Consider the following 22,928-nt stretch of genomic DNA (forward strand, 5'->3'; position numbering starts at 1 on the left):
GGCAGCGTTGCTACGGCTTTTGTCAATTGTGATCCGCTTTGGGATACCGTTGTGATACAGCGCATTGGAGAAGAATTTCTTGGCTGCGGCGGTGTCTCGCTTCGCCGACAGCATGAAATCAAGGGTTTGACCGTCACGATCGACAGCGCGGTACAAATAGACCCATTCACCGCGAACTTTCACATAGGTCTCGTCCATGCGCCAAGATTTAGCTGTTTTGATTTTCCTTTTTTGCGCCATCTGAGCGACCTGAGGCGAGTATTTTACTACCCAGCGGTTCAGCGTCGCATGATCAACCGTCACACCACGTTCCGCCATGATCTCTTCCAGGTCGCGATATGAAACCCCGTAGCGAACATAGAAATAGACCGCGAACAGGATCACCGATCGTGGGTAGTGCGCACCTTTGAAGTCGATCATTGGGCATTCCAAACAGCGTTACAGACCAACCACCAGTTGGATCAAACCACACCATGGTGCAACATCCACGCCAAAGTTTGCGACAGATCCGGGCGGGTGCCTTTGTGATGGCGAGCTATACGAACATTCCCTACGCCACGATTGTGACTGTCTCGATCGTGCCGGCAATCCTCTATTTTCTGTCAGTGGCTTTCATCGTCCGGATCGAGGCGATGAAATACGATGCCGGGTCCGAGATCGACCTGACAATCGACAAGGGCAAGCTGTTGTCCGGTGGATTAGTCTTTGTCATCCCGCTGACGGTGATGATCTGGATGTTGCTCGGCGGTGTGACACCTGCGTTTGCAGCTTGCTGGGCTATCGCCGCGCTGATCGTGACATCCTGGGTGACCAGCCTTCTGACGGTTGTGATGCCGAAGGGGTTGTTCAAGCCGGTTGCAATGGGTTCAAAGAAAATTGCCGAGGCTCTGACCTCTGGCATTCAGTCCTCGATCATGACCGCCATTCTTCTGGTCACCATCGGCATCATGAACAACGCCATCGTCACCAGCGGCGTCGGCAACAGCTTCTCGCTGATGATCGCGCAATGGTCGCAAGGATCGATGGTGCTGGCGATCGCCCTGATCGGTCTGGTATCGCTTATCTTGGGCATGGGCCTGCCGGTCACGGCCGCCTATATCATTCTCGCCATCCTGACTGCACCGGCTCTGGCCGGGATCATGTCTGACACGCTGATCGTCGACCAGCTTGTCACCGGCGTCGCCGATCCGGCCAAATCGGCGCTGTTCTTCCTCGTCGATCACCCGAATGTGGCCAAGATCGCCGAGGGTATGACGCGACCCGAGGCATGGGATCTTGTCGCCGCAATTCCGTTCGAGATCGCGGTCACCATCCGCCCCGCCCTTATCGATCCTTCCGTCGCCGTGACCTTTCTGCTTATTGCGCACCTGATTGTTTTCTGGCTCAGCCAGGACAGCAATGTCACACCGCCGGTATGCCTTGCCGCCTTCACCGCTGCGGGCATTGCCGGATCAAAACCCATGGCCACTGGGTTCGAGAGTTGGAAGATCGCCAAGGGCCTCTACATCGTCCCGCTGATGTTCGCTTACACCCCACTGATTTCTGGCGAGTTCTGGCAGGTGATGCAAGTCGGCTTCTTTGGGCTCTTCGGCATCTATGCAGCCAACGCACTCATCCAGCAGTACAGCGAAGGCCCGGTTGGCATTCTCGAAATCGTAGCCCTCATCGCCGGCGCGGCGCTTGCTTTCTGGCCACTCAATTTGCTCGCCAACCTTGGCGGAGCTGTGTTGGTCATTTTGGTCATACTGCGAACGAGATCCAGGGCGAAGAAAACTCCGGCATCGGCATTCAAGCGGAGCGGTGACGTTGACATGAAGACCAGGTAACCCTTGCGCCAATTTGAAAACAGGCGCTGGAGAAGTCTCAAGGTCAGCTAGGACGGCATTGCGCTAGTTCAGGTGTTGCGCAGCATCCGGTGGAAAGGGGCTCGCTACCGCCACTCTCTGCGGCGAGCCTCAACAGGTGCTTGGAGCCCTTACCCGCCTTTCCCGATCTATTTGGCCGATGCGTTTGCATTCGTCAGGTTTGGGGTGGTTGCAGACCTTCGGGTTTGCTTGGCGAACTCACTGGACGCGGACATAGCGGATATTGATCGGTTTTGTATAAACGACCACTTTGTGCGCCTCACAACAACCGCAAGATTCGGCCTGCACAAAAAGCAGAAGTTGAGACAGTTTTTTTGAACCGGCTTATTCGACTGAGCCGCTTCCAGCCTGCCCACTGAGCCCTCAACTTCTATGGAACGAGACTTCTGGCATTGTCGCACCGCTGGACCACCATAATATTTGCACAGCTTCTACCATCTTGAACAAAATACGCTGGCGACAGCTGCCGCCAGCGCATTCCGCATCACTGGGTTATGATTTCCGGTCCCATGAAAGTGTTGGGGAGGAATGTAGACAGGAACGGAACGTAGGTGACGATGATCAGGAACACGAACAGCACGGCCAGGAACGGCAGGGCTGCCTTAACCACGCTCATCATCGGCATCCCGGCAACACCCGAGGTGACAAAGAGGTTCAGGCCCACCGGCGGCGTAATCATGCCGATCTCCATGTTCACGACCATGATGATGCCCAGATGGATCGGATCGATGCCCAACTCGATGGCAATCGGGAACACCAGCGGTGCCACAATGACCAAGAGGCCCGAGGGTTCCATGAACTGACCACCGATCAGCAGGATGATGTTAACGACCACCAGGAACATCACCGGCCCAAAGCCCGCTGACAGCATCGCATTCGCGACCTGCTGCGGAATTTGCTCATCCGTCAGCACATGTTTCAGGATCAGCGCGTTGGCGATCACAAACAGCAGTGTGATCGTCAGTTTGCCGGCATCAAACAAGGTCTTTTGAGTGTCCGGGTGCACAATCGCGGTGACAATCGCCCAAGGCTTGCTCTTTAGGGGAATACGCGGGCCGGCGGGCGCGTCCTCAATCACTGCGGCGGCGGAAAGGCTACGGGTTTTGGGGGCGGCCAGTGGCCCCATGTCTTTGTACACAAAGGTGGCGATGAAGAAGGCATAGACTGCAGCCACAGCGGCGGCTTCGGTAGGCGTGAAGATGCCGCCATAGATGCCGCCCAGAATGATCACGATCAGGAACAGGCCCCAACCGGCCTCGCGGCCAGACTGGAACACTTCGCCCCAGCCCTTCCACTCGCCCTTGGGCAGGTTCTTGATCTTGGCAATGACGTAGATTGTGACCATCAGCATCAGACCGGCCAACAGCCCCGGAATGACCCCTGCAAGGAACATCCGGCCTACGGATACTTCGACCGAGGCGGCATAGACTACCATAACAATGGAGGGTGGGATGAGGATGCCCAGCGTACCGGCGTTACAGATCACACCGGCGGCGAACTCCTTGGAGTATCCGACCTGCCGCATACCAGAGATCACGATTGTGCCGATGGCGACAACGGTGGCTGGCGACGACCCTGACAGCGCGGCAAACAGCATACAGGCAAACACACCCGCAATCGCTAGGCCGCCCGGGAAATGGCCGACACATGCTATCGAGAAGCGAATGATCCGCCGCGCTACTCCGCCTGTCGTCATGAAGGCCGAGGCGAGTATGAAAAACGGGATCGCCAGCAGGGTAAAGTGACCTTCGAATGCGGCAAACAAGGTCTGCGCGACCGAGGCGAGCGAACTGTCGGAAAACCACAGCAGGAATAGAATCGAGGACATCCCAAGCGAGATTGCAATCGGGACGCCGATCATCAGGAACCCGATGACCATGGCAAAGAGAAGGACGGTTTCCATTATTTCGCCTCCGCGTTCTGGGCTTCAATTTCGGCCAATTCTTCTTCAACCTCGTGGCTGGCCACGAACCGATCTGTCTTTCCATTCAGGATGCTGAAAGTCGCCTGAACAAACCGCAGCAACAGCAAGGCCATCGAAATCGGCAGCACGATGTAGGGCAGAAAACGCGGGATTTTTTCATAGGCTTCGCCCTCGTTAAAGGTGTCGGCCATCCAAGCAAGAATCCCGGGCATCGGGATGTCATTGGTCTCGTACCAGCCCTTTTCGCGATAATCCTGCTCGAACCCGAGCGGGAACCAGCGCCCTTCGGTGGCGGGCAGGTTGGCGAAGTTGGCCCAGTAATCCCAAGATCCCTTCAGCATAAGGAATGAGAAGGCGACACATACGGCGGCTGCGGTCAGCGCCAGCCGTTTCCGGGCGTTGCCGTGCACCATGTTCACCATCAGATCGACACCCAGATGCGCGTGTTTTTTCACCGCATAGGAAGCCCCCAGCAGAACCAGCCAGGCGAACAGGAAGACCGTCATCTCCAACGCCCAAAGGATATTTGAGTTAAAGACATATCTTGCAACGACATTGGCAAATGTCAGTGCGGTCATCAGCCCCAGAATACCGGCGATCAAAACCTCTTCGATCCGGTCCATGAACGAGTGATTGTTGGTCATAGCCTACCCTCCCAACAGCCGTTTTCAGGAAAACGGCAGGCAGGATTGTCCCGCCCACCGATGGTGATGCTCAGAAGCCAGAGTTGATCTGGACCGCCGCATCGAGGGAGTCCTGACCGATATCGCCCGAGAACTGTTCCCAAACCGGCTGCATGGCGGTGACCCATGCCTGACGTTCGTCATCCGACAGGGTGCGGATGGTGCCACCCGCATCCAGGATAGCCTGACGATTCTTCTGATTGACCTCATAGGATTCCGAGTTCCGGGTGGCTGTAACCTCATCCAGAATGGTCAGGAACTGGTCGCGGACCTCCGGGTCCAGACTGTCCAGCCAGTCCACCGAGGTCACCACCAGATAGTCGATGATGCCGTGATTGGTTTCGGTGATGCCGTCCTGCACCTCAAAGAACTTCTTGCCGTAGATGTTGGACCAAACGTTTTCTTGCCCGTCCACAACACCCTGCTGCAGCGCGCCGTAGACCTCGGAAAAGGCCATTTTTTGCGGGCTACCTCCGATGGCTTCCATCTGCGCCACCAGCACGTCCGAGGACATGACCCGGAATTTCAACCCATCCGCGTCGGCCGGAGTAACCAGAGGTTTGTTGGCAGACATCTGTTTCATGCCGTTGTGCCAGAAAGTCAGACCCTGAAGACCACGACGCTGCATTGAATCCAGCAGGGCTTGTCCGGCGTCTGAGGTCTGGAACGCATCGACCGCCTCGATATTCTTGAACAGGAACGGTAGGTCGAAGATACGGAATTTCTTGGTGAATTTCTCGAACTTGGACAGCGAAGGTGCCGCGAGTTGCACGTCCCCCTGCAGCATGGCCTCAAGCACCTTGTCGTCATTGTAGAGGGTCGAGTTCGGAAAAACCTCCATACAGGCTTTTCCGTCCATCTCATCGTTGATGCGCTGTTCCAGCAGCGTCGCTGCGATGCCCTTGGGGTGTTTGTCGGTATTGGTGACGTGGCTGAACTTGATGACGACTTCGCTTGGATCACAGGCGGCAAATGCGGAACCCGCACCAGTAACGAGCGCAACAACCAGGCTTGATGTCTTCCAGAATTTCATAGCTTCCTCCCGTTCTGTCAGGCCGGTCTGACCCGATCAAAGATGCTGAGTGAGAGTACATGCTTGGGCGGCGATGATTTTTCGGAAGAATTGATCAGTATATTCGATCAATATCGGCGTAAAAGTCGGGTATCGTGAATAACAACCCATTTTCGCGGAGCGCTCCGGTATGTTTCTGGATTTCGAGGAACTGACTCTGAATGTCGGCGAGCAGAAGATATTTGTTCGTCACGGGGGCGACCCTAGCAATCCGGGTCTTTTGTTGTTGCACGGCTATCCGCAGACATCGGCCATGTGGCATGCGGTTGCCCCGCAGCTCACAGATCAGTTCCATGTCATCTGCCCTGACCTACGCGGATATGGTCGGTCGTCCAAACCCGCCTCAGATGATCGGCATATGCCCTATTCGAAACGCGAAATGGCAAAGGACATGGTTTCGGTCATGTCTCAGATAGGGCATGAGACGTTTCTGGTCGGCGCCCATGATCGCGGTGCGCGCGTTTCCCATCGAATTGCTCTGGATCATCCACAGAATGTCCAGGCGATGGTCCTACTGGACATCGCGCCGACGCGTGAAATGTATCGCGACACCTCAAAGGAATTCGCCACCGCCTATTGGCACTGGTTCTTTCTGATTCAGAAACACCCTATCCCGGAACAGATCATCGGCAATGATCCCGCGCAGTTCTGGAAACTGAAGTGCTTCAATCAAGCCAAGGGCGAAAACCCTTTTATCGCTTCGGCCCTCGACGAATACATCGCCGCCTTCAGCACACCCGAGGCCGTGCACGCCTCGTGCGAGGACTACCGCGCTGCGGCGACCATCGACATCGAACATGACGATCAGGACGACGGGCGGAAGGTCGAACAACCGCTGATGGTCCTATGGGCCAAGCGTGGGGTGATCGAGACCTGCTTTGATGCGAAGGCGCTCTGGCAGGAGCGAGCGCTCCGGGTCGAGGGCGAGGCCGTCGACGCCACGCACTACATGGCCGAAGAGATCCCGGACGAAATAGCCAGCCGAATGCGCGCATTTTTCCTGCGCCAGATCGAACAGAAGGATGCTGCCGAATGAGCAGGACGCTTTACGACAAACTGGTGGACGCACATAAGGTCTGCGATCTGCCGGACGGCGACATGCTGATCTATGTCGATTTCCACATCATGAATGAATACACCAGCCCGCAGGCTTTTTCCGGGCTGGATCAGAAAGGGCTTTCCGTTTGGCGGCCCGAGGCTCATCTGTCGGTAGTCGATCACGTGAATGCCACACGGCAGCGCGATCCGCATGATGCAGCGTCTAAGCTGCTGATCGACAATCTGGAGGCCAATTGCAAAAAGCACAACATCGCCTTCTACGGCCTGGGCGACCGCCGCCAGGGGATCGAACATGTGGTTGTCCCTGAACAAGGGCTTGTCGCACCGGGGATGTTGATCGCCTGCGGCGACAGTCATACCACCACGTACGGGGCCTTCGGAGCGCTTGGTTTTGGCATCGGTACGTCCGAGGTTGAACATGTGCTGGCAACGCAAACGCTGCGCTATAAGCGGCTGAAGACCATGCTGGTCAATATCGATGGCGATCTCGCACCTGGTGTGACCGCCAAGGACATCATCATGAAAGTCGTGCAGGTGGTCGGCGCAGGCGGCGCCAATGGCTATGCCGTCGAGTTTTCCGGGTCGGCCATCCGTGCGCAGGAAATGTCCGGGCGGATGACGATTTGCAATATGGCGGTCGAGTTGGGAGGACGGGCCGCCTTGATCGGGGCGGACGAAAAGGCGCTTGAGAAAATCAAGGGGCGTGCGCATAGCGATACGCTGGATTTCGGTGGTCTGGACTGGAACGCGGATCCGGGCGCGGAATATGACTCGGTATTCGAGATTGACGCCGCCGAAATTGCCCCGCTTGTCAGCTGGGGCACCAGCCCGGATCAGTCCGTTCCTGTCGACGGCTCAGTTCCCGCCGAGACCGAGGGAATGACGCCCAAGGCTCGCGAGGCGCTAAACCGGGCTCTGGACTATATGGGCTTGAAAGCGGGTCAGGCGATGACCGATATCGAAATCGACAGCGCCTTTATCGGATCTTGCACCAACAGCCGTATCGAGGATCTGCGCGCTGCGGCCACAATCCTGAAAGGAAAAAAGGTCGCTGGGTCGGTGAACGCCATCGTCGTTCCGGGCTCGACCTATACCCGCCTACAGGCCGAATCTGAGGGGATCGACCGGGTGTTCAAAGAAGCGGGCTTTGACTGGCGCCCTGAAAGCGGCTGTTCGATGTGCCTTGCGATGAATGATGATATCGCCATGGATGGCGAGCGGATCGCCTCCTCGACCAACCGCAATTTCGAAGGCCGGCAGGGCCGCGGGGCACGCACCCATTTGATGAGCCCGGAGATGGTGGCCGCCGCCGCCATCCATGGTCGTATTGCGGATGTGCGTGAGTTTCTGAGCGAAGGAGCGGAATAAGATGCCAAGAACTGTTCACGGGCTCGCTGCTGCCCTGCCACTCGCCAATGTCGATACCGACGTGATCATGCCCAAACGCTTTCTGATCACCATCACGCGCGAAGGGCTGGCGGATGGCACATTTGCCGACCTGCGCTTTCGCGACGACGATACGCCGCGCACGGATTTTGTGCTGAACACACATCCCTGGCACGAGGCCAGGATATTGATTGTCGGCGACAATTTCGGCTGCGGATCCAGCCGGGAACACGCCGTTTGGGGGCTGGTTCAACTGGGTATTCAAGGCATCATCGGCACTAGCTTTGCGGGCATTTTCTACGACAATGCGCGCAAGAATGGCCTTGCCTTGCCCATCGTCAGTCACGAAGTCCGCGATCAGTTGATGCAAGCGGCGTCCCATGAGGATGGCGTCAACTACACGATTGATATCGAAAAACGGGTCATCAGACACGGCGAGGCAAAGCTGCCATTTGAAATGGACGACGCGACGCAGACCGCCCATCTTGAGGGCCGCAACGACACCCTGAACTCGCTGGAATTCGCTGATGCGATCCGTAAATTTGAACGCGGGCTGGGCGAACGGCACCGGGTGCGCGTCATACAATAGCCGGGGGTAGTTTGACTTGGAACTTCGCCAACTTCAGTGCTTTGTGGCGGTCGCTGAAGAGTTGCATTTTCGAAAGGCGGGCGAACGCCTCGGCCTTAGTCAGCCTGCCTTGTCCGACCGTATTTCCGCGCTGGAACACGAGTTGGGATTTGCCTTGTTCTTTCGGACAACCCGGCAGGTAAGCCTAACGCAAGCGGGGTCCGAGTTCCTGCGTGACGCCAAACGTATTCTGGCGGATATCGACAAATCCGTTTCCAAAGCCCGGCATACCGCAGACAGCGGGCTGAAAACGCTGCGGGTCAGCGGTGTGGACGAGGCGATTTCGATGCTGTTGCCGCCGGCGCTGATGGAGTTCCGCAATCGGCAACCTTCGGTGCATGTGGAAATTCTTGAGATTTCGTCGTCGGATCACCATACGCAAGAGCTTGCAAACCACCGAACTGACATCGCTTTTGTCCGCCAGCCTCCCGAAGATGAGTTCCTGAAGGCAGATCTATTGTATCGGCAGGGCGCCGTCGTCGTTTTGCCGTCCGTATCGGAACTTGCCGGTCGGGAAACGCTATCTGCGGCGGATATCAGGGATCATCCGATTATTGGGTTTCCAAAACATGCCCGCCCGATCCTTCACGACCTGCTCTGGAACAGCTATCGCACCCATGGGTGGCAACCGGACATCGCCTGCGAAGTCATCGATAAATCCACCATGTTGCAGCTGGTAGCGCACGGGGTTGGCATCGGGCTGGCACCCGCATGGATCCGAGCGCTCGCACCGGCGCATTTGAGTTGCATCCCGTATCAGACGAACGGACAACGCATCGAACTCTACGTCGCGCGACGAGCGGCGGGAAACTCGAAATTGGTGGATGAGTTTGTGGACGTGGTCAAAGACGCCTCATCGCGATTGCACCCCATCGGGGCTGGTCAGTGACACGTTCCCGATTGTCATCCACAGAGGCTTTCGCCGGCTAAATTGGAAGAAATGCGGGAGCCTTGGATTGGCTCAAGCGCTCACCTGAAGCGTGTACGCCGGACACCTATGCGATAAGGCGAAAGTGCTGGCGGCGATCCGGCGAGTTTAGGTTGTTCCTGAAGTCCAGTTTGGTTTCTTTGTCCAGACACTAATGGCAGCAATCTGCGGACCATAACCGTTCGCGCGTACTGCGGCATCAAGAAGAAGGGCTCGATTCTAACCATTGCTGCGCGGATAACGTACGCCCGGTCTGGATTGGCGAACGGCACATTCCGTCCGCCAATGCGCTCTAGATATCGATTTTCTCGGCGATACTCAGCGCATCTTCAAGTTCGACGCCAAGGTATCTGACTGTGCTGTCGACCTGGGTATGTCCGAGCAGAAGCTGAACCGCTCGGAGGTTTCCTGTTTTCCGGTAGATCTCTGCCGCCTTTGTCCCGCGAAGCGAATGCGTCCCGTATCCGCTTGGTTCCAATCCAATCGCAGCCACCCAGTCCCTGACAAGCCGACCGTACTGGCGCGTCGAGATGTGTGGTCGGTCGTGGAACCGGCTCGGAAACATGAACGGGCAAGCAAGCATTTCGGGCGACTTCGCCCATGCCAGTACAGAGTCCCTTGTGTTTTCCGTTAGTTCGAACTGAACGGAGCGCTTGGTTTTGCTTTGGATCACTGAAACACGCTCTCGGACGCTGTCATCTTTGACGAGATCAGCAACCGCGAGTTTGACCAGATCGCATCCACGCAATTTGCTGTCTATAGCGACGTTGAATAGGGCCAGATCGCGAAGGTAGCCTGCAAGCTCCAGACGTGCGCGGATCGCCCAGACCTGTTTTGGCAGGAGTGGGCGCTTCTGGCCGATGATACGCCCCTTGTTCCACGCTCTGTGTTTTGGGGTGACTGCGGGTAGTTGGACTCTTGGCATGATATGCCCTCCGATCCCCCCTCCACGCCCAGTCATCAGTACCGCGCTGACAGGGCGATTCTACGAGATGGGAGAAGTCCGCAGTCCAAAGACAGTTTGGTGCGCCATCTCCGCGTGTGCATTCGGCTGGTTCGAGCCCTCGTTACCCGTTATGGAGAGCTGAAGCGCGTGGTTCATTTCAGTATTTGGAGACACGCTCGCTATTGTTTATGAACTGGACGGAGTAGCCTTGGCACCAGGCAAATCTCCAGAGGCGAGCTTTTCGAGAATGAGATCTTGCACGGTGCGGACCACGGTCTTCTGGGCAGTTGTTTTAGGCCGTTCGGAACTTGACGCAATAAAGAGCTGACGCGACACAACCGGATCATTGATCGGGCGGCACAGGACTTCACCGCTGCGAGTGAGGGGAAGCGCTGATAGCCGGGATATCAGCGTGGCCCCCAGACCAAGGCGCAACCCGGCAAGCAGCGAATTCAGCGACAGGCACTCATGCCGCACCTCAATCGGGCGATTTCGGAACAGGGCGACACGATCAATCATCCCACGCAGAATATGGTCGCGTCCGGGCAGCAGCAGCGGGAAGGACAGCGCGTCTTCAAATCTGATTGGGTCTTCTGTGTCGCCCACAAGCTCCGGCACGCCCACAAGGCAAATTTCTTCTTCCAAAACAGGTATACCGTCGATCCGCCGATCTTCGCCAGCGTTGAAACACACGGCGATATCAAGTTCACCGCTGGCGACAGCTTGCACCAGTGGCGGGCTAAGGCGTTCTTCGATACGTAACGAAATGCGCGGTGCAACCTTGGACAACCTGTCCATCAATGGCTCAACCAGCATTGGCGCGACGGTCAGGGTGGCGCCCAACCGGACAAGTCCGCCCGGCTCTTTGGCGTCGTCGCGCACATCATTGGTTGCCGCGTCCACGGCGGCAAGGATAGCGCGGGCGTGGTCAAGAAATCTGGTGCCGCTTTCGGTTTTCTCAACGCCCTTTGAGCTACGCGAGAACAAGGCGACTCCAAGGCGGGCCTCCATCTGACTGATGTGATGACTGAGCGCGGATTGGGCGACTCCAAGCTGCAAAGCGGCTTTGGAAAAGCTGCCTGCTTCGGCGATTGTTACAAAGTAGCGCAGTTGACGAAGATCGTAATCCATAAAGTCTATCTTAAATACAGATAGCTCCGATCCACACAATATATTTTTCAGATGGGTGAAAAAGTGCCAAGCTGGTGATGCAACAGACAATACTCGGCTCAAGGGGCGAAAAACCTTGTGCGCCAGGGCAATGGGAGGAAGCAAATGAAATCCAAATCCAAATTAGCGGGCCTTGTGCTTGCCGCGGTCACAGCGTTCGCCGGGGCAGCCAGCGCGGAAGATTGGGCCCCGGATGGTCCCTTGATGTTCCAGATTGGTTTTGGGGCCGGTGGCTCGACCGATGCGATGGGCCGTGTCATCGCCAAAGTGATGGAAGAACAGACCGGTTGGAATGTCGTCGTCGAGAACAAACCCGGTGCCGGCGGCGTGGCGATGTTCACAGGCATCTCCAAATCCAAACCAAACGGGCAGGTGATCGGGATGGGCGTCAGCACGCCGATCCTTTTGCAACTGGTCACGCGCCCCGATCAGCTGCCGTTCAAGGCGGATGACTTTGACTATCTCAGCAGCGTTGCACGCGGCGAACTTGCGATCGTGGCAAAGACGGACGCTCCTTTTGACGATCTGGACAGCCTGGTCGACTATGCCAAAGCCAATGGCCCGGTAGCGGTCGCAATGAACGCCAGCCCGCACAAACTGGTGTTGGGTGCTGTCGGTCGAGAGACTGGTGCGGAGTTCCAATTCGTCTCGACCAAAGGCGGAGCCGAAAGCATGAAGCTTCTTTTGGGCGGGCAGGTACAGGTCTCGTTCGCTGGCGGTTCGCATGCCGCCTATCTTGAATCAGGTGATGTGAAAATGATCGCGGTCGCCAATGCCGAGCGCCACGACTATGCGCCCGATGTCATGACCGTCGCCGAACAATATGACGTCTACCTTGATCCTTACTTCTATATTGCAACCACCAAAGGCACCGACCCGGTCGTCCAGGACGCCTTGAGCAATGCTATCAGCAATGCGCTGGCATCCGATGAGGTGGTGGAAATCGTGCGCAATGCGGCCAAAACCAAGGTCCTTGACTACGATCCGGAAGCAACAAGAGCGATGATGATCGACGGTTTGCCGGTCATCGAAAAGCTTGTTGGTAAGAAATGAAACCGCGCTCTGCTTGCCCAAGTGAGCAGAGCGCCCTTGTTTTGCAGGCCAACATGACATTCCAAACAGACAGAATTGTGGGACTGATCGTTGCAACCCTTGGCTTGATGTTGTTGTTCGTGATTTTTCCAATTGCGATCGAAGACGTCGAGGGCGGGTCCATTCAGCCGGACACACTCCCCAATGCCGTTGCCGGGTTTCTGGTGATCTGCGGAGTTTTGTTGGCCCTCAAACCCGGCGAGTCGTGTGCGCGAGACCCTCAGGAATTGATGATGGTGCTGCTTTACATTGTCGTCATGGCGCTTGGGCTTTTTGCCATGTCCCGTTTCGGGTTTGTCATCGTTTCCCCGGTCCTGGCATTGGCAATCATGCTGCTCTTTGGCGAACGGCGCCCTTTTTGGCTGGCATTGGGCTGTGTCGGAATGCCAGCGATCATTTGGTTGCTGGTCGTACAAATTCTCGAGCGTCCGCTCCCCTGAGGTGACTTCATGGTAGACCTGGCCACAATTCTTGCCGGATTCAGTGATGCGTTCACATTTTGGAACCTGGCTTTCGTGATCTCCGGCGTCGCATTGGGCCAGCTCGTGGCCGCAATTCCCGGCATCGGCCCCGTTATGGCAATCGCAATTGCAATCCCCTTTACATTCGCGCTCGATCCACTTCCGGCGATTGCCTTTCTGGTCGGCGTGGCCAAGGGGGGCACGGTTGGTGGGGCCATTCCGGCGATTTTGATCAACACACCGGGAACACCAGATTCCGCAGCGACGGCGCTCGACGGGCACCCGCTTGCGCGCCAGGGCAAACCGCTCAAGGCCACGAAAATGGCGCTGTTTTCCTCGGTCACGGGCGACACGTTCAGCGACATCGTGCTGATCACCGTCTCGGCCCCACTGGCGGTCCTCGCCTTGAGAATGGGACCTGTCGAAGTGTTCGCGCTGATGGTGTTCGCCTTTGCGGTCATTTCAGGTCTGGTTGGAAAATCCCTGGTCAAAGGGGCGATTGCGGCGGCACTCGGGCTCTTGGTGTCCACGATCGGCGCAGATCCCGAAAACTATTCGCCGCGTCTTATTTTCGGCAATTTCGAGCTCTACGACGGGCTGCCTCTGGCCTCCGTGGCCCTAGGCATGTTGGCCATATCCGAAATCCTGACCCGGCTTGCGCGGCACAAGGGCGACGTTGACGCGGCAATCAAGCTGTCGGGCGACGGAGATCCCGCGGACCAGCGGGTCAGCTGGGCCGAATACTGGTCATGTCGTTACACATTGCTGCGGGGGGCCGTCGTCGGCACGCTCTTGGGTGCCACGCCCGGGATCGGCAGCACCGCAGCTGCGTTCATGTCCTATTCCTCGGCCAAGGCCGCCTCGAAGGACCCCGAAAGTTTTGGCAAAGGCAATATTCACGGCATCGCTGCCACGGAATCGGCGAACTCGGCGGTGGTCGGGTCCAACCTGATCCCGCTTTTGACCCTTGGGATTCCCGGCAGTGTGAGTGCGGCCCTGATCATCAGCGCCTTCATGATTCACGGCATTCAGCCCGGACCGCTGTTGTTTGAGACCCAGGGGCGTCTGATCTACGGGCTGTTCGGGGCCATGATCATGGCCAATTTCCTGAACCTGTGGATTGGGCAATTGGGACTAAGGCTGTGGGTCAAGGTCGTCTCTGCGCCGCAATCTTTCATCTATGTTTCAGCCATTCTGCTCTGCATTGTCGGCGTGTCCATCTCGGAAGGCGGTTTGTTCAGCGTGGTGGTCATGCTGATTTTCGCAGCCCTTGGTTACGTCATGACCCGATACGGGTTTTCCATCGTCATCTTCATCATCGCATTCTTTCTTGGCCCCCGTTTCGAGATTTCGCTGGCACAGAGCACCGCGCTTATGAGCGGAGATTGGAGCCGGATCGTGGAATATCCCATCGCCATTGTTCTTTTGGCGCTTTCGGGCTTGACGCTCTTTTACTTTCTTCGCCCTTCGCGCGCATCGTCCTCAAGGCGAGCGACCTGATGTGGTGCCACCGACACTGCAATCCAGCCCACAAAAACCGCATGCGATGCAAGGCGCGTGCCAATAACAATATGGAGTTCAAGACATGACAACTGTCGGAGCGCGATTGCGCACACTCATCGAGGCGCCCGAGATCACGGTCTTGCCCGGCGTTCATGACACCCTGAGCGCCCTGATTGCCCAAAGCTGCGGTGCGAAGGCCATTGCGGCTGGCGGATACTCGGCAACTGCTTCGCTCCTCGGGCGGCCAGACAGCTCGCAATTGTCGCTGACCGAGTTGGGCGATTATTACGCCCGTATTGCCGAGCGGGTGGAGATCCCGATGCTGGCCGATGGCGACACGGGCTTTGGCAATGTCACCAATGTGGCGCGCACCGTGAAAGTTCTGGAGCGCGCGGGCGTCGGAGGGTTCTTCATCGAAGATCAGGTGTTTCCCAAACGCTGCGGCCATATGGCAGGCAAAGCTATTGTTGGCGTCGAAGAGATGGCAGGTAAGCTAAAGGCCGCTTTGGACGCGCGTCAGGGCGACACAATGATCATGGCCCGCACGGATGCCATCGCGACGGACGGGTTTCAGGAGGCAATGGACCGCATGGCGCTCTACCGCGAGATCGGCGCGGATATTCTCTTTGTCGAGGCCCCAATCGATCTCGATCAGCTGCGCCGGATCCCCAAGGAACTTGACGGTCCTTGCATGGTCAACCAGATCGATGGCGGCGCGACCCCGATATTGTCCGCGAAAGAAGCACAGGATATGGGCTACGCCGCCTCTGCTATGCCCGTCACCGCCACCCATGCCGTCATGAAGGCGCTTCAGGTGTTCTATGGCGATCTGATGAAAAACGGCGATCTGCGTGACGCGATGCACCACGGTCTGGGCTTTGAGGCCTATACCGACCTCGTTGGCTTGCCTCAGCAACGCGCAACAGAACAAGCATATCTGGATCAGGCACGCGCATTCGCGGATGGGATGACTAGGTGAGCCAACCCACACCATTCGACGATGGCTCACGCTCGCCACTTTCTGGGCTGCGCGTGCTGGACCTCACTCGGCTTGCTGCCGGGAATATGCTGACGCATATGCTCGCCGATTTCGGCGCGGATGTGATCAAGGTCGAACGCCCGGGCGTGGGCGACGACCTGCGTCGGTTTGGCAAGCATGAAAGCTGGTGGAAGGAATACAGCCGGTCGAAACGGTCGCTGTCGCTGAACCCCCGCTCGGAAGAGGGGCAAGAGATCCTGCTGAAGCTGGTTAAGACAGCCGATGTCTTTGTCGAAAATTTCGTGCCTGGTACGCTGGAAAAATGGAGCATTGGTCCGGATGTGCTGATGGAAATGAACCCCGATCTGGTGATCGTACGTGTTTCGGGATGGGGGCAAACAGGGCCTTATGCGCACAAGCCCGGGTTCGGGAGCCTGATTGAAGGCATGTCCGGTTTTGCCGCTATGACCGGCTTTGCGGATCGCGAGCCTCTGTTGCCACCCTTGGCACTCGCGGACATGATCGCCGGGCTCGCTGGTTATGGCGCGGTGCTTGCCGCGCTGCGCGCGCGCGATCAAGGTCTGGCGCGGGGACAGGTCATCGACCTTTCGCTTTTTGAACCACTTTTCAGCGTGATCGGTCCCACGGCGACTGCTTACGCCATCGACGGAATTGTGCCGAAACGCAGCGGCAACTGGGGCGACATCGCCGCGCCGCGCAGCGTCTATGAATGCGCGGATGGTGACTATCTCGCGATGTCGGCCACGATGCAATCGATGTGGGAGAAGCTGGCTGACGCGATTGGGCAACCCGAATTGATCGAGGACCCACGGTTCCTGACCAACCCGGACCGGGTGAAGAACCGCGCAGAGCTAGAGGCCATCGTAGGCGCGTTCTTTATGCGGCGCACAGCGGCAGAGAACCTCGCCTATTTTGAGGAGTGCGGGATCACCGTCGGGCCGATCTGCGACATCTCTGATCTGATCGCGCACCCCTACACCCTGGGGCGCGAGGTGATCAAAACCTACGCTGACCCGGACCATGGGACTTTGCCCATGCACGCGCCCTTTCCCCGGCTTTCTGAGACACCCGCGACAGTTCGGGCGCCCGCACCCGAACAGGGGCAGCACAGCGCCGAGGTGCTGGCCGAGATTGGTCTTAGTGCGGATCAAATCGCCGCACTAAGAGATAAAGGGATCGTCTGATGTGGCGCTCACTTCTCTTTGTCCCGGTTCTGAACGACCGCTTGGTCGAAGGCGCGGCAAGGCGCGGCGCGGATGCGGTTGTTCTTGATCTGGAGGCTGCGGTCCCGCAGGAGCGGAAAGAGGAAGCGCGCGCTGGTCTGGCTGGAATTGTTGCCGGTCTGAAATCAGACCGGCTGGACGTTGCCGTCCGGGTGAACCCGCTCTCGGCGGAAGGCGTCGAAGACATAGCTGCGGCCTTCGAGGCGGGCGCTGATCTGATCGTGCTGCCTCAAGCGACAACCGCCTCGGCCCGAAAAGCTGCTGATCTGGCGGGCGGCGCACCGGTTATTCCCCTGATCGAGTCTCCGCGCGGCGTGATCGATGCGCTTGCCATTGCAGAAGCGGCACCAAGCGTTGTCGGTTTGGGCCTTGGCGTTGAAGACTACGCAACCGAGATGGGTGCCCCACCCACGCCCGAACTCCTGATCCCGGCGGCATTCCAGGTGATTCAGGCTGCCCGCGCCGCGGGGTGTGCGCCCCTGATAGTTCCTGACACGATTGCAGATTACGCGGACCTGGCACGGTTTGAGGCGGCTGCACTTAGAGCGCGCGCAATGGGGGCTTCGGGCGGTTTCGCGATCCACCCGGGGCAAATCGAGGTTTTGAACAGGGTCTTCGTACCAAGCGATGACGCGTTTCGCGCAGCGCAGGAGATTGTCGCGCTGGCAGATCAGGCCAGTGAAGGCGGCGATGCCATCGCAGCCCGAAACGGCCAGATGATTGACGCGCCAATCGTGGCCCGCGCCCGCGCCGTTCTTGCCCTCCGACAACGCTTTGCAGATCAGTCTCAGCAGTCGCGACAAAGACCGGATACGGTCGGAAGAAACTCCGCTTGAAGGATCGAAATCATGGGTCAACGATTTTTCTCGACCAAGGACCGGCCGTTTCATCTTGGCCCTTATCCGCTGGAGCGATTGAAGCGGGTCGAGCAGGCGCCCGACCAGTCGCAGATTCCGGCCATGCAAGCGCTAGATTTCCGCCAACTCGATACGCCGCACTCGCTGGTGAATGCGATGGGCGAGTATCAGGCGATGATGGATGTGATCCGCGACGGCCTCGTGAACCCGGAATTGGCGGCTGCGCCAACCGACCCGGAGGAGCGCAGCAGGCATCTGAAATCATTCGGATATTTTCAGGATGCATCCATGATGGGGGTTTGCAAAGTATCCGATGGCGGGTTGCTTGAGACCTCAACGCGCAACCCTGATATTGACCGGCTGGCGCATGACATCCGAACAAAGCAAACAAAGACCCTTGCGTCTGGCATTGATGAAATCATGGCGTCGCTGAAGGAGTCGATCGACGCGCCCCAGACCCCGATCGACGGGCAGAATTATGCAATTGTCATTCTCTTCGAACAGAACCGCCCGGCACGGCCAGATGAGCCCGGTGCAGAGTGGATATTGGGGGCCGAAAAGCATCGTGCGGCGTTGCGCGCGACGGAGGCCGCGGTGATCCTGTCCAGTTACCTGAACCTGTTGGGCTATCGCGCCCGTGCCCATTCAGCGACGACCTCGGATGTAGACCTGAACAAGCTCGCGGTGGCCGCGGGGCTCTGCACCGTCGAGGATGGGCGGGTGGTGGCGCCCTATCTGGGTGAGAAATTCGGTCTGGCCGTCGTCACCACGGATATGGAACTGGCGCCCGATCTGCCACTTGCGCCGGTCTCGGAACAGCCTTGGTTCAAGACCAGGGGTCCGGCCTGGTGGCTTGGTAAGGGATCTCAGAAGAGCGCGTTCAATCGCGACCCCTATGCGCGCCGCGACTATGTGAATGGAGCTTTGCCATTTGAGACGCTGAAACGAGTCGATAAGCCGACAACATTCATTGATGAAGAGCGGGTTGCGCGCGTGCCCAAACGCGCTGACATGTTCGCGCGCTCCCAGTTCGGCGATCTTGGCAAGAAACAGCAGGAAGCCTCGGCTGGCGGGTGGTTCGCCAAAAAATGCGCCCCATCCTACGCCCAACGCCACATGCTTAGCGCTTTCGTTCTACTTCAGGACGGCGAGCCAGCGGAATTGACGGAACAACCCACCGATGCAGAGCGCAACGCGGCCAATGTGAAGGCGGCAGGTTACTTTCTAGGCGTCGATGCAGTCGGAATTTCCCGCTGCCCGGACTGGGTCTGGTACAGCCACGACGCCACCGGCGCAGAATTGATCCCACGCCACGATCAGGCGATTTCCATGATCATCGACCAAGGCTTCGAGACGATGGAAGGAGCCTCCGGCGACGACTGGATTGCGGTGGCACAATCGATGCGAGCTTATTTGAGATTCTCGCTTCTGGGCGGTGTGATCGCTAAGCAGATCCGCAATATGGGCTACTCGGCCAAGGCGCACACCTCGCGCGATGGCGAAGTGTTGCAGCCGCCCTTGGTTTTGCTGTCCGGGCTGGGCGAGGTTAGTCGCATTGGCGAGGTGATGCTGAACCCTCTGCTCGGCCCGCGGCTGAAATCTGGTGTGATCACCACGGACATGCCGATGGCGCATGACAAGCCCATCGATTTCGGACTGCAGGATTTCTGCAATTCATGCAACAAATGCGCCCGCGAATGCCCCTCGGGCGCAATCACGGCCGGTCCCAAACTGATGTTCAATGGGTATGAGATCTGGAAGTCCGACAGCCAGAAATGCACCACTTATCGCGTCACCACAGAGGGCGGGGCAATGTGCGGGCGTTGCATGAAAACCTGCCCCTGGAACCTGGAAGGTCTATTCGGCGAAAAACCATTCCGATGGGTCGCCTCCAACTTTCCCGCAGCGGCCCCGGTGCTGGCGAGGCTTGACGACAAGCTGGGCCATGGCGGCCTGAACGATATCAAGAAATGGTGGTGGGATCTCGAACTGAAGGACGACGGTGGCTACAAGGAGCCGGCGCAGCCAGTGAACCGCCGCGACCTGCAGCTTGATCTCGATCTGAAATATGAGGACCAGACTCTGGCGGTCTATCCGGCGAACCTGGCGCCGCATCCCTGGCCCTATCCCTTCCCGATGGATCGCGAGGCCGGAATCGAGGCCTATAAGGCCCTCATCACTGCAGAAGAGTATCAGGAGCGGCTGGCGACCGGCGAGACCGAAGGTCTGGCCCATGAATATCCCGACTTCGTCGACGCGCCGGTGATCACGGCGCGCGTCTCCAAGGTCGACAGGATGAGCGCAGGTGTCACCAAATATGAGTTCACCACATGGGACGGCGCACCCTTACCCGACTGGACAGCGGGTGCGCATCTCGATGTCGTGGTGACGCCCGGATTCCTGCGGCAATACTCGATGTCGGGCAATCCGGCCGATACATCCAAATATCAAATCGGGGTCCTGCGTGAGGATGAGGGCAGGGGTGGCTCGAAGATGCTGCATCGCATATTCACCGAAGGTCGGAGGGTCTTTATCTCCAAACCCATCAACCATTTCGAGCTGGACGAGGGCGCTACAAAAACCTTCCTGATGGGCGGTGGTATTGGCATCACCCCGATGATCGCTTTTGCGCATCGGCTGCACGAACTGGGTGCCGACTTTGAGTTGCATTATTCAGCCAGCCGGAAGGCGGATGCCGGGTTCCTGAAAGACCTGCCGACAATGCCCTGGGCTGACCGCGTGCGTTATCACTTCTCTGATCAGGGGACCCGTGCCGATCTGGACGAGGTTCTGTTCGGCTACCGATCTGGCTGGCATGTTTATACCTGCGGTCCCGACCGTTTCATGGATGGGGTCATGGAGGCCGCCGAGCGTCAGGGCTTTCCCGAAGAAGCGCGGCATCTGGAGTATTTCTCGGTTCCCGAACAGCCCGATTACGTAAATCACGCGTTCACTGTTAAACTTGCGGGATCGGGCAAAGAATTGCTGGTTCCGGAGGATAAAACCGTCTCGGATGTGCTGCAGGAAAACGGCATACCCGTCGACGTGAAATGTTCCGACGGCATCTGCGGCGTCTGCAAATGCGGCATCCTTGCAGGTGAGGTCGAGCACCGTGACTTTGTGCTGTCCAAAAAGCAGCGAGAGACCGAGATCATCACCTGCCAGTCCCGCGCAGCGGAGGGGTGCCAGGAGATTACGCTGGATCTCTGAGGAAACTGTTCGCAGAGTGCCAGAACATTTATTTGCAGGAATAGATCAATGCCCAAGACCAAATTTATCACACTCGGAACTGCGGGCGGGCCGACGCCAAAACCGAACCGTATGCCTCCTGCACATGCAATTTCCTATGACGGCGGCACGATTCTTGTAGATTGCGGTGAAGGCGCATTCCAACAACTGACGCGCGCAGGTTTTGACCTCAAAAAGGTGCGTGAACTTTTTATCACCCATCACCACTTTGACCATATCGGCAGCCTCTTTGCCGGTCTTGGCCTCAACATGATGATGCACCGGGATCAGCCGTTAAATATCTATGGCCCCCCGGGAACCTGCGAAATTCTAAGCCACCTGATTGCCGCCTGCGATATACCTCAGGCGATCGGCTTTGGCGTGCCAGGCCAAACTCTGCCACACCCGCGTGACTTTATTGTCAGCCGTGACATACAGCCGGGTGACGCGGTGGATATTGACAACGTCCGCGTCTCTTGCTGCGAAAACACGCATTACCGTCCCGAGGATCAATTTGGTCAGGAGGGGCCTGTGTCGCTGTCCTACAGATTTGACGCGCCTGACAGGTCAATGGTGTTCACGGGCGATACCGGGCCCTGTCGGGCGCTCGAAAATCTGGCCAAGGGGGCCGACCTTTTGGTGGGTGAACTGATCGACGCCGATATCGTCATGGATCGCATTCGCGCCAAAAACCCGGTCATGTCGGATCAAGCGCTGCACAAGATGTTGCAGCATTTTACCGAACACCACCTCACGCCCGAGGAGCTGGGCGAACTCGCGTCTCGTGCGGGCGTCAGGCAATTGGTGGCGGTCCACATTCCCTTCGTCACGAAAAGTGCCGACGAAGACGCCAAATACATCCGTCGAATCTCGGCTAAATTCGCCGGCAGAGTCACGATCTCCGAAGACCTGGCAGAATACTAACAAAGCGGGGCTTCGGCCTCAGGTAAATCAACCAGCCCAAGTCGCCGTGAATAGGTTCGTTCCATGCGACGGTAGTCTCAATATCCCGCCGGCCTGTTGGCTATCCGTTTTCTCAGAGCGCCCCTGTAGTGAATGGCGGCTTCTTCCACACTCCGGCCCTCAATGGCTACCCAGCGAACGACCACATTTCGCCCTTGGGGTTTTCTCCACGGAAACCAAGTACGAAAAGCGGCGGTTCGATTGCTGAGGATCAACGGCGGTATAGTCCCGCGATCTGTGAATTGATCCACCTAGCTTGCTGCGCCCTGCATGAACGGCGTCTTTTCACATCGCGGCGCGGCACGATTATTCACACAGTCGCAGCAAAATTCCGGCTGCGTGCACACGCAGCGAGAAAATCGAATTCACGGTTAGGGCTCGCTGCCGCCACTCTCTGCGGCGAGCCTCAACAGGTCCTTGGAGCCCTCTGCGGACAATAGCCACGCTTCCTTACTATGCGCGCGCAGCATGTCACAAACGGCATGACACCGGACTTTCGGTACGCGGATTGGGAAAGGTAAGGGAGCGCAACAAAGCCGCCTTATGCAGTCGCAGCTATTGCTTGCGCAGAAAAAGCTCGCATCTGCAGCGGAGGAATTTCGACGGTGAAGCGAATTTCTCGCATGCGAACGTTCGTATGGTCAAAATCCGGAGGTATCCACACCGCCATTTTGCTGCGGCCAGGACCGACTAACGAGGAACGGGACAGAATTGACTCTCGGTGCGCCATCGTTTTGTGCGCAGTATTTTCCACCACTTGAAGCACTAAAATTCTGTAAAGCGATTCAATTCTCCAACAGCGGAACTATGCAATATGCGGGCGGCCATGCGAGGTGACCTGGCGGATGAACCGACCACCAGGACTGCTGCCTTAACCAATTCGCGGAGCTATGCCCGAAAGTTGGTGACGGTGTGATCAGGCGGCATGGTGAAGTTGCTT

General features: G+C 57.7%; 19 protein-coding genes. 13 read left to right on the plus strand and 6 right to left on the minus strand.

What is annotated here, in order from left to right; translation table 11 throughout:
* A partial coding sequence (locus tag GOX53_RS26080; protein WP_171181599.1) for an IS6 family transposase occupies nucleotides 1–420 on the minus strand: 420 nt, incomplete at its 3' end.
* Between the two features lie 107 nt (nucleotides 421–527).
* Between GOX53_RS26080 and GOX53_RS26085 the strand changes: the two genes are divergently transcribed.
* Nucleotides 528–1,826, plus strand: coding sequence for a TRAP transporter large permease subunit (locus GOX53_RS26085; RefSeq protein ID WP_254446802.1), 1,299 nt, complete (start codon nucleotides 528–530; stop codon nucleotides 1,824–1,826).
* 523 nt (nucleotides 1,827–2,349) lie between these two features.
* On the opposite strand, the gene GOX53_RS26090 is transcribed toward GOX53_RS26085, so the two are convergent.
* From GOX53_RS26090 to GOX53_RS26100, 3 genes are all read right to left on the minus strand, one after another.
* Entirely contained in the window at nucleotides 2,350–3,768 is a 1,419-nt protein-coding gene (locus tag GOX53_RS26090) for a TRAP transporter large permease (RefSeq protein ID WP_171181601.1), read from the minus strand.
* Entirely contained in the window at nucleotides 3,768–4,433 is a 666-nt protein-coding gene (locus GOX53_RS26095) for a TRAP transporter small permease (protein ID WP_171181602.1), read from the minus strand. Before GOX53_RS26095 ends, GOX53_RS26090 begins: the two co-directional genes overlap by 1 nt.
* A 70-nt stretch (nucleotides 4,434–4,503) precedes the next feature.
* Entirely contained in the window at nucleotides 4,504–5,505 is a 1,002-nt protein-coding gene (locus GOX53_RS26100; protein ID WP_171181603.1) for a DctP family TRAP transporter solute-binding subunit, read from the minus strand.
* A 169-nt stretch (nucleotides 5,506–5,674) separates the two neighbouring features.
* Between GOX53_RS26100 and GOX53_RS26105 the strand changes: the two genes are divergently transcribed.
* The 4 genes from GOX53_RS26105 to GOX53_RS26120 are packed head-to-tail and all read left to right on the plus strand — an operon-like array spanning nucleotide 5,675 to nucleotide 9,506.
* On the plus strand, nucleotides 5,675–6,580 hold the full coding sequence (locus GOX53_RS26105) for an alpha/beta fold hydrolase (protein WP_171181604.1): 906 nt from the start codon (nucleotides 5,675–5,677) through the stop codon (nucleotides 6,578–6,580).
* Nucleotides 6,577–7,971 carry a 3-isopropylmalate dehydratase large subunit gene (leuC, locus tag GOX53_RS26110; protein ID WP_171181606.1) on the plus strand — a complete coding sequence of 465 codons (1,395 nt, stop codon included), beginning with the start codon at nucleotides 6,577–6,579 and terminating at the stop codon, nucleotides 7,969–7,971. The genes GOX53_RS26105 and leuC overlap by 4 nt, the downstream gene beginning before the upstream one ends.
* A 1-nt stretch (nucleotide 7,972) precedes the next feature.
* On the plus strand, nucleotides 7,973–8,578 hold the full coding sequence (gene leuD / locus GOX53_RS26115; protein WP_171181608.1) for a 3-isopropylmalate dehydratase small subunit: 606 nt from the start codon (nucleotides 7,973–7,975) through the stop codon (nucleotides 8,576–8,578).
* Nucleotides 8,579–8,594: 16 nt separating this feature from the next.
* Nucleotides 8,595–9,506, plus strand: coding sequence for a LysR family transcriptional regulator (locus tag GOX53_RS26120; protein ID WP_171181610.1), 912 nt, complete (start codon nucleotides 8,595–8,597; stop codon nucleotides 9,504–9,506).
* A 331-nt stretch (nucleotides 9,507–9,837) separates the two neighbouring features.
* Here the strand turns inward: GOX53_RS26120 and GOX53_RS26125 are convergent, their stop codons facing one another.
* Together GOX53_RS26125 and GOX53_RS26130 are read right to left on the minus strand one after the other, a co-directional pair.
* On the minus strand, nucleotides 9,838–10,470 hold the full coding sequence (locus GOX53_RS26125; RefSeq protein ID WP_171181612.1) for a tyrosine-type recombinase/integrase: 633 nt from the start codon (nucleotides 10,468–10,470) through the stop codon (nucleotides 9,838–9,840).
* A gap of 207 nt (nucleotides 10,471–10,677) precedes the next feature.
* On the minus strand, nucleotides 10,678–11,622 hold the full coding sequence (locus tag GOX53_RS26130) for a LysR family transcriptional regulator (protein ID WP_171181614.1): 945 nt from the start codon (nucleotides 11,620–11,622) through the stop codon (nucleotides 10,678–10,680).
* A gap of 144 nt (nucleotides 11,623–11,766) precedes the next feature.
* On the opposite strand from GOX53_RS26130, the gene GOX53_RS26135 reads away from it, so the two are divergent.
* From GOX53_RS26135 to GOX53_RS26170, 8 genes are all read left to right on the plus strand, one after another.
* Complete coding sequence (locus GOX53_RS26135) at nucleotides 11,767–12,714, plus strand: tripartite tricarboxylate transporter substrate binding protein (RefSeq protein WP_171181617.1); 948 nt, start codon at nucleotides 11,767–11,769, stop codon at nucleotides 12,712–12,714.
* Nucleotides 12,715–12,767: 53 nt separating this feature from the next.
* Nucleotides 12,768–13,193 (plus strand): tripartite tricarboxylate transporter TctB family protein, encoded by a 426-nt coding sequence (locus GOX53_RS26140; protein ID WP_171181619.1) that lies wholly within the window; start codon nucleotides 12,768–12,770, stop codon nucleotides 13,191–13,193.
* Nucleotides 13,194–13,202: 9 nt separating this feature from the next.
* On the plus strand, nucleotides 13,203–14,714 hold the full coding sequence (locus GOX53_RS26145; protein ID WP_171181621.1) for a tripartite tricarboxylate transporter permease: 1,512 nt from the start codon (nucleotides 13,203–13,205) through the stop codon (nucleotides 14,712–14,714).
* 85 nt (nucleotides 14,715–14,799) lie between these two features.
* Nucleotides 14,800–15,696 carry an oxaloacetate decarboxylase gene (locus GOX53_RS26150; protein WP_171181623.1) on the plus strand — a complete coding sequence of 299 codons (897 nt, stop codon included), beginning with the start codon at nucleotides 14,800–14,802 and terminating at the stop codon, nucleotides 15,694–15,696.
* Nucleotides 15,693–16,901, plus strand: a complete 1,209-nt coding sequence (locus GOX53_RS26155) for a CaiB/BaiF CoA-transferase family protein (RefSeq protein WP_171181625.1) — start codon at nucleotides 15,693–15,695, stop codon at nucleotides 16,899–16,901. Before GOX53_RS26150 ends, GOX53_RS26155 begins: the two co-directional genes overlap by 4 nt.
* Nucleotides 16,901–17,776 (plus strand): CoA ester lyase, encoded by an 876-nt coding sequence (locus GOX53_RS26160; RefSeq protein WP_171181627.1) that lies wholly within the window; start codon nucleotides 16,901–16,903, stop codon nucleotides 17,774–17,776. The genes GOX53_RS26155 and GOX53_RS26160 overlap by 1 nt, the downstream gene beginning before the upstream one ends.
* A gap of 12 nt (nucleotides 17,777–17,788) precedes the next feature.
* Entirely contained in the window at nucleotides 17,789–21,007 is a 3,219-nt protein-coding gene (locus GOX53_RS26165; RefSeq protein ID WP_171181628.1) for a reductive dehalogenase, read from the plus strand.
* Between the two features lie 48 nt (nucleotides 21,008–21,055).
* Nucleotides 21,056–21,949, plus strand: a complete 894-nt coding sequence (locus GOX53_RS26170; RefSeq protein WP_171181630.1) for an MBL fold metallo-hydrolase — start codon at nucleotides 21,056–21,058, stop codon at nucleotides 21,947–21,949.
* The last annotated feature ends 979 nt before the right edge of the window (nucleotides 21,950–22,928 follow it).

The sequence above is a fragment of the Ruegeria sp. HKCCD8929 genome, assembly GCF_013031405.1.
GTDB lineage: Bacteria > Pseudomonadota > Alphaproteobacteria > Rhodobacterales > Rhodobacteraceae > Ruegeria.